Origin of the sequence: Sandaracinobacteroides saxicola, from assembly GCF_014117445.1 — a bacterium.
Classification (GTDB): Bacteria; Pseudomonadota; Alphaproteobacteria; order Sphingomonadales; family Sphingomonadaceae; genus Sandaracinobacteroides_A; species Sandaracinobacteroides_A saxicola.
Window position 1 is genome coordinate 2,961,863 of record NZ_CP059851.1, and the last position, 14,340, is coordinate 2,976,202.

Genomic DNA, 14,340 nt, shown 5'->3' on the forward strand with positions numbered 1-14,340 from the left:
AGCGGCATCAGAGCCGTCACAGGAATGGTGTAAGCCATTGATTTCCCTGCATTTTACGATGCGGCTCGGACACTGGTTGTTTGATTGACGATCAGACCAGCTCCCCCAGCGCCGCGCGGTCGAAGGGGGTGAAGTCGGTGCGTTGGTCGCGGACTTTTTCGGCCCAGTCGGGGTCGACGATGAGGGCGCGGCCGACGGCGACCAGGTCGAATTCGCCGTCTTCCAGGCGTTTGGCGACATCGTCGATGGGGGCGGGCGCGCTGGCTTCGCCGGCGAAGCCGGCGATGAACTCGCCGGTCAGGCCGACGCTGCCGACGGTGATGGTGGGGGCGCCGGTGAGTTTCTTCGCCCAGCCGGCGAAGTTCAAGGGGCTGCCCTCATACTCCGGTTCCCAGAAGCGGCGTTGCGAGCAGTGCAGGATGTCGACGCCGGCATCGACGAGGGGCGTGAGCCAGGCCTCCATCGCAGCCGGCGTGTCGGCGAGTTTGGCGCCATAATCCTGTTGCTTCCATTGCGACAGGCGCAGGATCAGCGGGAAATCGGGGCCGATGGCGGCGCGGACGGCGGCGACGACCTCGCGCGCGAACCGCCCGCGTTCGGTGCCCCATTGGTCCTCGCGGATGTTGGTGCCGCTCCATTGGAACTGGTCGATCAAATAGCCGTGGGCGCCGTGCAGTTCGACCGCGTCGAAGCCGATGCGTTTGGCGTCCGCGGCGGCCTGGGCGAAGGCGGCGATGGCGTCGGCGATGTCGGCGTCGGTCATGGCGCGGCCGTGCGGGCGTTCGGGTTTGAACAGGCCGCTGGGGCTTTCCGCCTCGGCAGGCGGCGTGACGCCACGGTTGATGGCGCTGCCGACGTGCCACAGCTGCGGCGCGATGCGGCCGCCGGCGGCGTGGACCGCCTCCACCACGCGCGCCCAGCCGGCGAGCGCGTCCTCGCCGTGGAAATGCGGCACATTGGGATCGTTGGCGGCGCCGGGGCGGTTCACCACCGTGCCTTCGGTGACGATCAGGCCGACGCCGGCGCGGCGGGCGTAATAATCGGCGACATTGGCGCCGGGGATGCCGCCGGGCGAGAAGCTGCGCGTCATGGGGGCCATGACGATGCGGTTGGGGAGCGTGAGGTTGCGGCTGTGGAAGGGTTGGAACAGGGCGTCGGTGCTCATGCTTGGGTCTCCTGCGCGGCCCATTCCATACGGGCGCGCTCGTTGAGTTTCAGGCTGGCGTCCATGCGGGCCAGCTGTTCGGGGGTGGCCTGGGGCTGGCGCGCCTTATACGCGGCATAGGGTTCGCCATAGACGTGGGTGCGGGCGTCATCGCGGCTGAGGGGGATGCCGGCGTCGTGGGCGGCGTCCTCCAGCCATTCGGACAGGCAATTGCGGCAGAAGCCGGCGAGGCCCATCAGGTCGATGTTGGTCGCGTCCTGCCGCTGCCGCAGGTGGATGAGGAGGCGGCGGAAGGCGGCCGCCTCCAGGGCCTCTCGCTGTGAATCGGTCATCGCCAAACTTTCATGCCGCCCGCTATAAGGTGATTCTTGCCTCACCACGCCAGCCCGGCGCGGGCAAGCAATCATATGAGGGAGTGAAGTTTGTCTGTTGCCCGACCACCCCGCGCCCGCCACATCCGGGTGCTCGCCACGCTGGGACCGGCATCGAACACGCCCGAGCGCATCCGCGCGCTGTATGAGGCCGGGGCGGACGCGTTCCGCATCAACATGAGCCATGGCGACGAGGCGGCGCGGGGTGCGCTGATCGCGGCGGTGCGCGGGCTGGAGGGGGAGATCGGCCGGCCGATGACGATCCTGGCCGACCTGCAGGGGCCGAAGCTGCGGGTGGGGAGCTTCGCGGAGGGCAAGGTGATGCTGGCGGCGGGGACGCCGTTCCGGCTGGACAGCGACCCGGCGCCGGGGGACGCGCGGCGGGCGCATCTGCCGCATCCGGAGATCCTGGCGGTGCTGCGGCCGGGGCACCGGTTGTTGCTGGATGATGGCAAGGTGGTGCTGAGCGTGACGGACCATGGCCCGGGCTTCGTGGAGACGCAGGTGACGGTGCCGGGGGTGCTCTCCAACAACAAGGGGTTGAACGTGCCCGATGTGGTGGTGCCGATGGCGGCGCTGACCGAGAAGGACCGGCGCGACCTGGCGTTCGCGCTGGATGCCGGGGTGGACTGGATCGCGCTGAGTTTCGTGCAGCGGCCGGAGGATGTGGCGGAGGCGCGCAAGCTGATCGGCACGCGGGCCAGCCTGCTGTCGAAGATCGAGAAGCCGGCGGCGCTGATGAGCCTGGACGGGATCATCGAGCTGTCGGACGCGGTGATGGTGGCGCGCGGCGACTTGGGGGTGGAGCTGCCGCCGCAGAGCGTGCCGCGGGCGCAGAAGCGGATCGTGGCGGCGGCGCGGGCGGCGGGCAAGCCGGTGGTGGTGGCGACGCAAATGCTGGAATCGATGATCCAGTCGCCCTCCCCCACGCGTGCCGAGGTGAGCGATGTGGCGAACGCCATCTATGATGGCGCCGACGCGGTGATGCTGTCCGCCGAGAGCGCGGCGGGGCAGTGGCCGGTGGAGGCGGTGGCGATGATGGACGCGATCGCGCGGGAGGTGGAGGCGGACCCGCTGTTCACCAAGCGGGTGAATTTCGTGGAGACGCGGCCCGAGCCGACAACGGCGGACGCGATGTGCGAGGCGGCGCGGGAAATCCAGGCGATCGTGGGGGCGAAGGCGGTGGTGTGCTTCACCACGTCGGGATCGACGGCGCGGCGGGTGAGCCGGGAGCGGATTCCGGCGCCGCTCCTCGTGCTGACGCCGAAGCTGGCGACGGCGCGGCGCGCGGGCATCTTGTGGGGCAGCCATGCGGTGCACACGCGCGACGTGCACGATTTCGAGGAGATGGTGGGCAAGTCGAAGCGCATGGCGCTGCGGCACGGGCTGGCGGCGGCGGGCGACCGGCTGGTGCTGATGGCCGGTGTGCCGTTCGGCGTGCCGGGCAGCACCAACGTCGTTCATGTGGTGCGGCTGGCGGGGGATGAGCTGGACAAGCGATAGGCTCAGCGCCCGCGCGGGGTAAGGGGGAAGACCAGGCAGGTGGTGGTGCCGGTGGCGAGCAGCCGGCCTTCGGCGTCGACGATGCTGCCGCGCGCGGTGGCGATGCGCTTGCTGGCGCTGATCACCTCGCCACGGGCGGTGACGCGGCCGGTCGCGTCGGTCATGGCCTTCAGATAGGTGATGTTGAGGTCGACCGTGGTGTAGCCGAAGCCGGCGGCGACGCGGGTGTGGACGGCGCAGGCCATGCAGCTGTCCAGCAGCGTGGCCGCGAAGCCGCCGTGGACGGTGCCGATGGGGTTGTAGTGCGCGGCGGTGGGGGTGGCGAAAAACTCCACCCAGCCGTCGCCGACGCTCATGCCGTTGAAGCCCATCAGCTCGCCGATGGGGGCGCGCGGCAGGGCGCCGCTGGCCATCGCCTGCATCAGTTCGAGGCCGCTCATCGAGGCGAGGGCGTCCTTGGGGAGCGGTGCGCTGCTCATTGGGCGGCACATTTCGCCAGGGTTTCGGCGGCGACCGGGGTGGCATCGACGGTGAAGGCCGCGACCGCCCCGGCGGCGCGGACGATGTCGGCGCAGACGCGGGCGGCGGAGCGGGGGCGGCGGTCGACGACGGAGCCGGTGCAGGCGGCGCCGTCGCAGCGCCAGGGCCGGCCGTCCGCGACCAGTTCCAGCGGTTTGGCGAGCGGGGTGGCGAGGGTGGCGGTGGCGGGCGTGTCGGCATGCGCCGGCGCCGACAGGGCGATGGATGCAATTGCAGCAATAAGCAGGGTCTTCATGGCTTCTTCCTTGACAGGTTACAGACGGGGGAGGGCGGAATCGATGGCGCGGTGAAGCTCGGCGCGGTCCTCGCCCAGGCGGGCGCTGACCTGCCGGTCGGCGGTTTCCCAGCCGGCGAGCGCGGCGCGGACGCGGGCGGCGCCCTTGTTGGTGAGGCGCAGCGCGCGGGCGCGGGCGTCGTAGGGATCGGTTTCGGAGACCACCAGCCCTTCGGCGATCAACGGTTTCAGCAGTCGGGACAAAGTGGAGGCATCGGCCATCATGTCGTCTGCCAGGTCCATCACGCGGCGGGCGCGGCTGCGGCGGAGGCGGCCCAGCAGGCCGAACTGGCCGATCGTCATGCCGTGCGGGGCGAGCGCGGCATCGTAGATGGCGTTGACCCGGCGCGCCAGCTTGCGCGCCCGCATGGCGAGGCACTGGGTTTCGGCGGGGTGGGGCAGTGCCATGACAGGCGCTCTCTCACTGCGTGCAATTGCAGGCAATCTGGCGGAATTGAGAGGCGTGGGAGGATTTGGGTTAGAGCAAGCAGCGCAAAATCTGGCGCAGACTGCTTGCTCTATCTCTTTGCAATCGCATCGCTCATTGCAAAAAACCGGTTCCCACTTTTTTGCGCGATGCTCTAAGGATCAGATGTTGGCGGCCATCCAGAGCAGGGCGGCGTCTTCGGCTGCTGTTTCGGCCGGGGCGGCGCGGCGGTTCGTGACCATGCGGGCGTGCAGCGCGGTGATGGCGCGGCTGCCGGTGGTGCGGCAGAGGCCGGGGATGAGGGCGTGGACGAAGCAGGCGGCGGAGGCGCGGGCGAGCGCCCAGCCGAAGCCGGCGGCGACGGCGGCATGCTCGGCGTAGCTTTCGCCGACGTCCCGAGGATGATCGATGAACAATGTGCGCAGCATGAAGGCCTCCCTGCGCCGGATATAGCGCGGCCGCGGGCGAATCCTTTTGCGATTCTGCCTGCCATTGCCATGGATGGAGAAAACTGCTTCCATGGTTTCCGGCCCCGATGAAACAGCTTTCCACCGAACTCGATCTGATCGACACGCGCATCCTGCGGGAGGTGCAGCGCGACGCGACGCTGTCGCTGGCGGAGCTGGCGGCGAAGGTCGGCCTGTCCGCCACGCCATGCTGGAAACGGATCAAGCGGATGGAGGCCGCGGGCATCATCACCAAAAGGGTGACGCTGGTCAACCGCGAGGCGGTGGGGCTGGGGGTGACGGCCTTCGTGTCGATCCGGGCGGGGGCGCATGACGAGGGCTGGCTGGAGCGGTTCGCCGGCGGGGTGTCGGCGATCCCGGAGGTGGTGGAATTCTACCGGATGGCGGGAGAGGTGGATTACCTGCTGAAGGTGGTGTGTCACGACATCGCCGATTATGACCGCATCTACAAGAAGCTGATCAAGGTGGCGCCGATGGGGGATGTGTCCTCCGCCTTCGCCATGGAGCAGATCAAGTTCACCACCGAAATGCCGCTTTTATGAGCCCGGCTGCGCCGGGAGAAGGCGGCGCACTGGCGCCGGCGCCCGGTCGGGCTTGCCGCCTTCGGCGTTTTTGTGCCCGGCTGACGCCGGGAGAAGGCGGCGCACTGGCGCCGGCGCCCGGTCGGGCTTGCCGCCTTCGGCGGATCAGACCTTGACGCAGCGGACAGGCTCCCGGCTGCCCGGCTCCGCGATTGCCTGGGCGAGTTTCGAGGGGTTGCGCAATCCGCTGATCATCCTGTGCACCATCTATGTGTTCGCGCCCTATTATGTCGGCACGGTGGCGGCGTCGCCGGTCGCCGGGCAGGCGCTGATCGCGCAGGCGAACCAATATGCCGGCTGGATGGTGGCGCTGACCGCGCCGCTGATGGGGGTGGTGGTCGACCGGATGGGGCCGCGCAAGCCGGGGCTGGCCATCATCGTGGCGCTGCTGCTGCCGATCCTGTGGACGCTGTGGTTCGTGGTGCCGGGCGGGCCGATCGGCGCCGGCGCTGTGTTGATGCTGTTCACCGCCTATACCGCACTGTTCGCCTGGACCGAGGTGTTCCACAACGCGCTGCTGGTGCCGGCGGCGAAGGGCGAGGTGGCGCACACGTCCGGTCTGGGGCTGGCGCTGGGCAACCTGTTCAGCGTGGCGGCGCTGGTGGCGGTGCTGTGGATGTTCGCGCTGCCAGGCAGTGTCGATTGGCCGGGCGTGCCCGATGCGCCGCTGTTCGGGGTGGATGCGGCGGCGCATGAGCCGGCGCGGCTGGTGGGGCCACTGTCCGCAGTGCTGGTGGCGCTGGGGTTGCTGGTGATCGTGCTGGGCGTGCCCGATGCGCCAAGGACCGGCGTGCGGCTGGGGGCGGCGCTGCGCGCGGGGCTAGCGGATTTGCGGGCGATGCTGGGGGAGTTGAAGCGCAACCGCGAGGCGGCGAAGTTCCTGCTGGCGCGGATGCTCTATGCCGACGGCAAGACGGTGATCATCGCCATGGGGGGTGTGCTGGCGTCCGGCGTGATGGGCTGGGGGACACTGGACATGCTGGCGTACGGCATCATCCTGTCGGTGTTTGCCGTTCTGGGCGGGTTCCTGGCGGGGCCGCTGGACAATGCCATCGGGCCGAAACGCGCGATCCTGATCGAGATCGGCGTGACGAGCGCGGTGCTGGTGGCGCTGCTGCTGAGCGACCAGGGACGGATCGCCGGGTTCGCGGTGCCGGCGGCGCCGCTGTGGGGCGGGCCGGTGTTCCAGACGCTGCCGGAGCTGGGCTATCTGGCGCTGGCGTGCATCAGCGCGGTGAGCATCACCGCGGCCTACGCGAGCAGCCGGACGATGCTGGCGGTGCTGGTGCCGGTGGAGAAGAGCGCGAGTTTCTTCGGCCTTTATGTGTTGTCCGGCACGGCGACGATGTGGCTGGGGCCGACGCTGCTGGCGATCGCCACCAGTTATTTCCAGTCGCAGCAGGCCGGGTTCGCGACGGTGCACCTGCTGCTGGGGGCGGGGTTCGCGGTGTTGCTGACGGTGCGGGCACCGGGGGGTCGGGTGGTGGCGGTGTAGGATCATGGAAGGCTTGGCGAAAAAAGGGCGTTTTGATTCAAGGGGTTGGGGGAAAGGCGGTTTTTTCGCGCTGCGTTTGGTGTTGGTTGCGCCAGGGGTGCTGAAACAAGTTCAGCAGGACGGGTTGGATTTTGCAGGGAGAGGGCGCTGTCATCGGAGGGGCGTCACCCCTCCCGCACTGCGGGAGAAGGGGGACTCAACGAACGGTGCTGGCGTTCTGGTGGAAGAGGGCTTTTTTCTGGTCTTCGGTGATCGGGCCGGTTTGATATTCCGGGCGTTGCGCGAGGGCGTAGGCGCGGGCGGTGGCGGGGCGGGCGGCGATGCTGTCCACCCAGCGGGCGAGGTTCGGCATGGCGGTGCCTTCGGGGAGCATTCTGGTGCCGAGCATGGCCCAGGGGTAGCTGGCCATGTCGGCGATGCTGTAATCGTCGCCGGCGAGGAAGGCGCGGTCGGCGAGGCGCTTGTCCATCACCTTCAACAGGCGCAGCGTTTCGTTGGTGTAGCGTTCCAGCGCATAGGGGATGGGTTCGGGGGCGTAATTGCGGAAGTGACCGGCCTGCCCCATCATCGGGCCGAGGCCGGCCATCTGCCAGAACAGCCATTGCAGGGTTTCGGCGCGGCCGGCGGGGTCGGTGGCGAGGAAACGGCCGGTCTTTTCGGCAAGGTGGAGGAGGATGGCGCCCGATTCGAACAGGGTGAGGCCGGTTTCGTCATCCTCGATCGCCGGCATGCGGTTGTTGGGGGCGATCTTCAGGAACGCGGGCTTGAACTGGTCGCCCTCGCGGATGTTGACGGGGTGGAGTGTGTAGGGGAGCGCCGCTTCCTCGAGGAAGAGCGTGACCTTGTGGCCGTTGGGGGTGGGCCAATAGTGGAGGTGGATCATGGCGGTGCTCCGTCCAAAGGGATGGCGCATGGTAGCGGACGGCCCCACCCCCGGCCCCTCCCCTGAAGGGGAGGGGAGTGGTTTGGGCTTTGGTGGCAAAGCGGGGGAAGGGAGAGCGCATATGGCGGATCAGGTGGCACCATTCGGGGGGTTCAGCCGGGCGACGCCGGACGATGCGCTGGTGAACCCCGAGGTCTATACCGACATGGACGAGATCCACGCGCTCTACACGCAGCTGCGGGAGGGCGATCCGGTGCACTGGTGCACGCCGGCGGGGTTCCGGCCCTTCTGGGCGATCACGAAACATGCCGACATCCTGGCGGTGAGCAAGGCGAACGACCGCTTCATCAATCGGGAGCGCACCTATCTCTCGCCGATCGAGGGGGAGGAATGGATCCGGTCGATGACCGGGGACACGCACCTGTTCCGGACGCTGGTGGACTTGGACGACCCCGAGCATCGCAAGCTGCGCGCCATCACCAACGGCTGGTTCCAGCCGGGGGCGGTGCGGGCGCGGCTGGAGGGGGAAATCCGCGCGCTGGCGCGGAGCCACGTGGCGCACATGCGGTCTTTGGGGCCGGAACTGGATTTCGTGAACGAGGTCGCGCTCTTCTATCCGCTGCGGGTGATCATGCGCATCCTGGGGGTGCCGCCGGCGGACGAGCCGCTGATGCTGAAGCTGACACAGGAGACGTTCGGCGCGATCGACCCCGATGTGGTGGCGCGCAGCCAGCGGCTGACCGAGGGTGCCGGGCTGTGGAGCGGCAGCAGCGGCAATGCGCAGGTCGACCTGCTGGCGCTGGCGCAGACCTTTTTCCAGTATTTCGGCGCCGTGCTGGCCGACCGGCGGGCGAACCCGCGCGACGACGTGGCGAGCGTGATCGCCAATTCGACGATCGACGGTGCGCCGATTCCGGAACGCGAGGCGCTGAGTTATTATGTGATCATCGCGACCGCCGGCCATGACACGACGAGCAGCACCGCGGCGGGCGGGTTGCTGGAGCTGGCGAAAAACCCGGCGGAGTTGCGCAAGTTGCAGGCGGACCCCGGCCTGATCCCGCGGTTCGTGGAGGAATCGATCCGCTGGGTGACGCCGGTGAAGCATTTCATGCGGACGGCGACCGAGGATACGGCGCTGGGCGGCAAGACCATCCGCAAGGGCGACGGGCTGGCGCTGTTCTATTGGAGTGGCAATCGCGACGCGGATGTGTTCGAGGCGCCGTTCGAGTTCAGGGCCGACCGCGAGCATAACCCGCACATCGCCTTTGGCCATGGCGTGCATCTGTGCCTGGGGCTGCATCTGGCGCGGCTGGAGCTGCGGATCCTGTTCGAGGAGCTGTTGCCGCAGATCGCGACGCTGGCGGTGGCCGGCGAGCCGAAGCTGAGCCTGGCGAACTTCGTCAGCGGGCTGAAGACGCTGCCGGTGCGGGTGGGCTGGAACTGATGGCGTACAAGGATGATGCGCGGCGGTTGGCGGTGGAAAGCTGGGCCTGGCAGCTGCTGGTGCCGACGCGCTTTGCCGACATGGACCCGAACCGGCACCTGAACAACACGGCGATCGCCCGGCTGTGCGAGGAAGGGCGGGTGCGGTTCCATTGGCATCTCAGGAAGGCGCATCCGGCGATCGGCCATCCGCATTTCCTGGTGGCGCATGTCGGCGTGGATTATCTGGCGGAGGGGCATTATCCGCACGACGTGACGCTGGGGCTGGCGGTGACGCGGGTAGGCAGCAGCAGCTACACCATCGCGCAGGGACTGTTTCAGGTGCGCCAGGGCGCGTTGCGGGCCTTCGCGCTGGCGGAGAGCGTGCTGGTGCACCGTGACGAGGCGATGCGGCCACTGGCGATGCCGGCGGCCCTGACGGCGGCGCTGGGGGAGTATGGGCTGCGATGAGCCGGGACGCGATTCGGGCGCTGAACGACGCCTATGCCGATGCGGTGTTCCGGCGCGATGCGGCGGCCTGGGGCGCGCTGTGGACGGCGGACGCCGTGTGGACATTGATGGGCGCCCGCATTGAGGGACGGCACGCCATCGTGGCGGCGTGGCAGGGGGCGATGGCGCAGTTCGGCTTCGTGGGGTTCTTCGTGCAGCTGGGGGCGGTGACAGTGGACGGCGATGCGGCGGATTGCGTTGTCTATACGCATGAGGTGCTGGCGGCGGCGGACGGGTCCGTGCGGCGGCCGGTGGGGCGCTATGCCGACCGCTGCGTGTTGACCGACGAGGGATGGCGCTTTGCGGCGCGGGATTTTAGCCTGTTGTGGGGGTGAGCATGAGAATCGTGATTGCGGGGGAAGTGGACCTGACGCCGGGGGTGCGGGAGGCGGCGCTGGCGGGGGCGGCACCGTTCATCGCCATGGCGCTCGCGGAGGAAGGCTGCCGGCATTATGCCTGGAGCGCGGACCCGGCGCTGCCCGACCGGGTGCATGTGTTCGAGGAATGGGACGACGCGGCGACGCTTCAGGCGCATCTGGAAGGCGACGCCTATCGCGCGATGCTGGGGCATCTGGGCGGCTTCGGCATCGTGGCGGCGGACACGCGGAAATATCGGGTGACGAAGCAGGCGCCGGTTTATGGCGCGGATGGCGTGGCGAGCGCCCGGTTCGGGGACGAGGCATGAAGGGCAAGGTCGCACTGGTGCTGGGCGCCGCGGGCGCGGGCAACATGGGGCAGGTGATCGCGCGGCGGCTGGCCGGCGCGGGCGCGCGGGTGTGGGTGGCGGGGCGGCGGCTGGAGCCGCTGCAAGCGCTGGCGGCGGCGATCGGCGGCGTGGCGGCGCGGTGCGACATCACGGTGAAGGCCGAGGTGGAGGCGCTGGCGGCGGACATGCTGGCCGCCGAGGGCCGCGTGGATGTGGCGGTGAACGCCACCGGCTGGGGATTGATGAAAGGGCTGCACGAGGTGACCGAGGACGAGCTGGACGCGATGTGCGCGTTGCAGTTCAAGGGTGTGCATCATTTCCTGAGCGCCTTCGTGCGGGCGATGCCGCATGGTGGCTCGATCATCCAGGTGAGCAGCGCCACCACGCAGGTGCCGATTTTCGACCATGCCGCCTATATCGGCACCAAGGCGGGGTCGGAGGCGCTGGTGCGGGCGGTGGCGAACCAATATGGCAGTCAGGGCCTGCGGGTGAATTGCGTGTCGCCGGGGCTGACGGCGTCCCCCATGACCGCGGATGCGATGGCCGCGCCGGGGCTGGAGGCGGCGTTCGCCAAGGAATATCCGCTGGGGCGGATCGGCACGAGCGAGGATATCGCCGACGCGGTGCTGTGGCTGGCGGGCGATGGCGCGTTCGTGACCGGTCAGAACATCCAGGTGAACGGCGGGTTGACACTGCGGCGCAATCCGCGCCCTGAGGAGATCGGCGCGGCAATCGCCGCCGCGATGGGCCAATGACGGGGGCGTGACCTGATGGATTTTTATTCGGACAATGCCGCCGGGGTGCACCCGGCGGTGCTGGCGGCGGTGACCGGTGCGGCGGGGCCGCATGCGAAGGGCTATGACGCCGACGATTGGACGGCGCGGCTGGACGCCGCGTTCGGCGCGCTGTTCGAGACGCCATGCCGCGTGTTCGCGGTGCCATCGGGCACGGCCGCCAATGCGCTGGGGCTGGCCGCCATGCTGCCGCCCTGGGGGGCGCTGTGGTGCGAGCGGGAGGCGCATGTCGAGGTGGATGAAGCGGGTGCCGTGCCCTTCTACAGCGGCGGGGCGACGCATCTGCTGGTGGCGGGCGCGCATGGCAAGTTGTCGGTCGAGGCGTTAAGCGAAGCGGCGGGGCGGCGGCGGGGCGACGTGCACCAGACGCAGGCGGCGGCGCTCAGCCTGACGCAGGCGACCGAGGCGGGCACGGTCTATGCGCCCGATGAAATCGCGGCGCTGTCCGCCTGGGCGCGGGCGCGGGGCTGCCGGGTGCATATGGACGGCGCGCGTTTCGCCAACGCCGTGGCGCATCTGGGCTGCGCGCCGGCGGACGTGACCTGGCGCGCCGGGGTGGAGATATTGAGTTTCGGCTGCATCAAGAATGGCGGCATGAGCGCCGAGGCGCTGGTGGTGTTCGCCCCCGACCTGGCGGCGAGCATCCCGCACCGGCGCAAGCGGGCGGGGTTGATGCCCTCCAAAGGCCGGTTTGCCGCGGCGCAGCTGCTGGCGATGATCGACGGCGGCGTGTGGCTGGCCAATGCGCGGGCGGCCAATGCCGGCGCGGCGGCGATTGCGGCGGCGGTGCCGCAACGCCTGCTGCATCCGGTGCAGGCGAACGAAGTGTTCCTGCGGCTGGACGCGGACGAACGGCAAGCGCTTCGGCGGCAGGGGTTCGGCTTTTACGAGTGGGAAAGCGATGGGCCGGGCGCGGCGCGGCTGGTGGTGCGCTGGGATGCGGACAGCCATGCAATCGCGGCGCTTGTTGCCGCGTTGCGCGCCCTCTAACCCGGCCGCATGACCTATCCGGCGCGCACCTGGTGGCAGTTCGCCGCGGTCACGATGATCTGGGGGACCACCTGGCTGATCATCAAGACGCAGCTGGGGGTGGTGCCGCCGACCTGGTCGGTCGCGTACCGCTTCGCCATCGGCGGCGTGGCGCTGGGGCTGTGGTGCCTGTGGCGCGGCCAGAGCCTGCGGCTGCCGGCGGCGGCGCACCGGTTCGCGCTGCTGGTGGCGGCGTTCCAGTTCGTGGGCAACTTCAACTTCGTCTATCGGGCGGAGGAGCATGTCGCGTCCGGCATCGTCGCCGTGGGGTTCGCGCTGTTGATGGTGCCCAATGCGCTGATGGCGTGGCTGTTCCTGCAGCGGCGGGTGAGCGCGCGCTTTCTGGCGGGCAGCGTGGTGGGGATCGCCGGCGTGGCGCTGCTGTTCGCGAAGGAACTGGGGGCGCCGACCGCGGGCAGCGGCGATGTCGCGCTGGGACTGGCGCTGTTCTGCGGCGGGTTGCTGTGCGCGTCGACCAGCAACGTGTTGCAGGCGACGGAGACGGCGCGGCGTTTTCCCTTCCTGCCGGTGCTGGCGGTGGGGATGCTCTATGGCGCGGTGGCCAACGCCGGGCTGGCGCTGTGGTGGGACGGCGCGCCGGTGTGGGACCCGCGGCCCGCCTATCTGGCGGGGTTGCTGATGCTGGGGGTGATGGCGAGCGCGGTGGCGTTCGCCTGTTATTTCGACATGATCCGGGTGATGGGGCCGGGCGAGGCGGCCTGGTCGAGCGTGCTGATCCCGGTGATCGCGATGGCGATCTCGACGGTGTTCGAGGGTTATGAGTGGACCGCGCTGTCCTTCGCCGGCGCCGGGCTGGCGGTGGTGGGGATGGTGGTGGCGTTGGGGCCGGGGCGACGGATTGCATGATAGACGCTTGACGGAGCGCGACGGGCTGGCACGATGCAGATGTCTGTCGGGAGTGGCGTGGTGCGCAGATTTGCGGGGTGGTTGGGCTTTCTGCTGGCCTGTGTGGTCGGCGCGGCCGCGGTGTTCGGCGTGCTTTACTTGTTCGCGCCCGTGGCGCCGGCGTTGTGGACGCTGCTGATGGTGCCGCTGCTGGTCGGCACGGCGCTGGCCTGGTTGCTTGCGCGCATGCTGGGGCCACGCCTTGGACTGCGACCGGCGACGGCGGGCATCGCGGCGGCGTTGATCGCTGCCTTGCCGTTGACAGGGCTGATCACGGCGATGCTGTTGAGCCCGGCACAGCCGCGCGCTGCGCCGGGCGTCGATCCGCGCGGGCCGCATCAGACGTTGCGCACGCCGGCGGGCTCGGCGATTGCCTGGTGGTCGCTGCCGCCTGCGGTGCCGAAGCATCGGACGCCGGTGATTTTTCTGCATGGCGGCCCGGGGACATTCATACGTCCCCGCGATTTTGCCGTCGGCGATGGCTTTCGCGCCGCGGGCTTTCGCACGGTGTTTTACGATCAGTCGGGTAGTGGTGCGTCGGGGCTATTGCCGGCTGCCGATTATACCCTGGCGCGGGCCGTTGCCGATCTGGACGCCTTGCGGGCGGCGTTGGGCGCCGAAAAGCTGGTGCTGTGGGGGCAGAGCTGGGGCGCATCGCTGGCGGCGGCATATGCACGGGCGCATCCGGATCGGGTTGCGGCGACGGTACTGGATTCGCCGGGCGATTTCCCCGGGGAGCCGCTGCCGCTGGATTATTCAGCCACCGATACCGATGGTGGCTTTCAGCCGACCTTGCGTGACGCGACGCTGTATCTGCTGATCGGCCATGCGCCGCAACTCGCCGAGCAATGGCAGACGCAGCGCGATGCGCAGGCGGTTGGACAGGCGCGCGCGAACCGGAAAATGTTTATGTACGGCTATCAATGCAAGGGCGCGCCGGCGAAGCTGCCCCGGCCGGCTTCACCGGGTGGCGGCAACCTATATCCGCAACTTTTGCTGCAGAATGATCTGGAACGGCAGGCCAAGGTGACCGGGCCGCTTTCCACCGCGCCGATGCTGCTGATCCGGCCTGCCTGCGATTTCATCCCGGCGGCAACTACCGCGCGCTACATGGCGGCCTATCCGGCGGCGCGGCGTATCGACGTGCCGGGGCGCGGGCACGGCTTCTTTGGCCATGACGCGGAATTGCGCGCATTGCTGCAGGGCTTTGCCGCGAAGGATCTTGCGCAGCTACCGTGACCGATGGTGCGCGCCGTCAGGGAGTGGA

At 69.1% G+C, this 14,340-nt stretch carries 18 protein-coding genes; 11 read left to right on the top strand and 7 right to left on the bottom strand.

Annotated elements, in window-relative coordinates; all coding sequences use genetic code 11:
- Positions 1-91 precede the first annotated feature (91 nt).
- Complete coding sequence (locus tag H3309_RS14820) at positions 92-1,165, bottom strand: NADH:flavin oxidoreductase (protein WP_182295577.1); 1,074 nt, start codon at positions 1,163-1,165, stop codon at positions 92-94.
- Positions 1,162-1,497, bottom strand: a complete 336-nt coding sequence (locus tag H3309_RS14825; RefSeq protein ID WP_182295579.1) for a DUF1244 domain-containing protein — start codon at positions 1,495-1,497, stop codon at positions 1,162-1,164. Before H3309_RS14825 ends, H3309_RS14820 begins: the two co-directional genes overlap by 4 nt.
- Positions 1,498-1,587: 90 nt before the next feature.
- Here H3309_RS14825 and pyk point away from each other — a divergent pair, with 90 nt between their 5' ends.
- Positions 1,588-3,039 (top strand): pyruvate kinase, encoded by a 1,452-nt coding sequence (gene pyk, locus H3309_RS14830; RefSeq protein WP_182295582.1) that lies wholly within the window; start codon positions 1,588-1,590, stop codon positions 3,037-3,039.
- Between the two features lie 2 nt (positions 3,040-3,041).
- On the opposite strand, the gene H3309_RS14835 is transcribed toward pyk, so the two are convergent.
- The 4 genes from H3309_RS14835 to H3309_RS14850 form a co-directional block, all read right to left on the bottom strand.
- The gene (locus H3309_RS14835; RefSeq protein WP_207791520.1) at positions 3,042-3,518 is read right to left on the bottom strand and encodes a PaaI family thioesterase; all 477 of its coding nucleotides are present in this window, start codon (positions 3,516-3,518) and stop codon (positions 3,042-3,044) included.
- Entirely contained in the window at positions 3,515-3,814 is a 300-nt protein-coding gene (locus tag H3309_RS14840; RefSeq protein WP_182295586.1) for a CC_3452 family protein, read from the bottom strand. Before H3309_RS14840 ends, H3309_RS14835 begins: the two co-directional genes overlap by 4 nt.
- A gap of 18 nt (positions 3,815-3,832) precedes the next feature.
- Positions 3,833-4,261 carry a MarR family winged helix-turn-helix transcriptional regulator gene (locus H3309_RS14845; protein WP_182295588.1) on the bottom strand — a complete coding sequence of 143 codons (429 nt, stop codon included), beginning with the start codon at positions 4,259-4,261 and terminating at the stop codon, positions 3,833-3,835.
- 180 nt (positions 4,262-4,441) lie between these two features.
- Positions 4,442-4,708, bottom strand: a complete 267-nt coding sequence (locus tag H3309_RS14850; protein ID WP_207791521.1) for a DUF6356 family protein — start codon at positions 4,706-4,708, stop codon at positions 4,442-4,444.
- A 107-nt stretch (positions 4,709-4,815) separates the two neighbouring features.
- Between H3309_RS14850 and H3309_RS14855 the strand changes: the two genes are divergently transcribed.
- Both H3309_RS14855 and H3309_RS14860 read left to right on the top strand, forming a co-directional pair.
- On the top strand, positions 4,816-5,289 hold the full coding sequence (locus H3309_RS14855) for an Lrp/AsnC family transcriptional regulator (protein WP_182295590.1): 474 nt from the start codon (positions 4,816-4,818) through the stop codon (positions 5,287-5,289).
- 151 nt (positions 5,290-5,440) lie between these two features.
- Positions 5,441-6,823, top strand: a complete 1,383-nt coding sequence (locus H3309_RS14860) for an MFS transporter (protein WP_243453760.1) — start codon at positions 5,441-5,443, stop codon at positions 6,821-6,823.
- 196 nt (positions 6,824-7,019) lie between these two features.
- Here the strand turns inward: H3309_RS14860 and H3309_RS14865 are convergent, their stop codons facing one another.
- Positions 7,020-7,706: a glutathione S-transferase N-terminal domain-containing protein gene (locus H3309_RS14865; RefSeq protein WP_182295594.1), complete on the bottom strand. Its 687-nt coding sequence runs from the start codon at positions 7,704-7,706 to the stop codon at positions 7,020-7,022.
- A gap of 121 nt (positions 7,707-7,827) precedes the next feature.
- Between H3309_RS14865 and H3309_RS14870 the strand changes: the two genes are divergently transcribed.
- Genes H3309_RS14870 through H3309_RS14905 form a run of 8 tightly spaced genes read left to right on the top strand, consistent with a single transcriptional unit; the run spans position 7,828 to position 14,312 of the window.
- Positions 7,828-9,150, top strand: coding sequence for a cytochrome P450 (locus tag H3309_RS14870; protein ID WP_182295596.1), 1,323 nt, complete (start codon positions 7,828-7,830; stop codon positions 9,148-9,150).
- Positions 9,150-9,599 (top strand): acyl-CoA thioesterase, encoded by a 450-nt coding sequence (locus H3309_RS14875; protein WP_182295598.1) that lies wholly within the window; start codon positions 9,150-9,152, stop codon positions 9,597-9,599. Before H3309_RS14870 ends, H3309_RS14875 begins: the two co-directional genes overlap by 1 nt.
- Positions 9,596-9,973, top strand: a complete 378-nt coding sequence (locus H3309_RS14880) for a nuclear transport factor 2 family protein (RefSeq protein WP_182295600.1) — start codon at positions 9,596-9,598, stop codon at positions 9,971-9,973. Before H3309_RS14875 ends, H3309_RS14880 begins: the two co-directional genes overlap by 4 nt.
- A gap of 2 nt (positions 9,974-9,975) precedes the next feature.
- On the top strand, positions 9,976-10,323 hold the full coding sequence (locus H3309_RS14885; RefSeq protein ID WP_182295603.1) for a putative quinol monooxygenase: 348 nt from the start codon (positions 9,976-9,978) through the stop codon (positions 10,321-10,323).
- Complete coding sequence (locus H3309_RS14890) at positions 10,320-11,099, top strand: SDR family NAD(P)-dependent oxidoreductase (protein WP_182295605.1); 780 nt, start codon at positions 10,320-10,322, stop codon at positions 11,097-11,099. Before H3309_RS14885 ends, H3309_RS14890 begins: the two co-directional genes overlap by 4 nt.
- A 15-nt stretch (positions 11,100-11,114) precedes the next feature.
- The gene (locus H3309_RS14895) at positions 11,115-12,128 is read left to right on the top strand and encodes a threonine aldolase family protein (RefSeq protein ID WP_182295607.1); all 1,014 of its coding nucleotides are present in this window, start codon (positions 11,115-11,117) and stop codon (positions 12,126-12,128) included.
- A gap of 9 nt (positions 12,129-12,137) precedes the next feature.
- Entirely contained in the window at positions 12,138-13,034 is an 897-nt protein-coding gene (locus H3309_RS14900) for a DMT family transporter (protein WP_182295609.1), read from the top strand.
- A 33-nt stretch (positions 13,035-13,067) separates the two neighbouring features.
- Positions 13,068-14,312, top strand: a complete 1,245-nt coding sequence (locus H3309_RS14905) for an alpha/beta hydrolase (RefSeq protein WP_182295611.1) — start codon at positions 13,068-13,070, stop codon at positions 14,310-14,312.
- Positions 14,313-14,340: the final 28 nt, after the last annotated feature.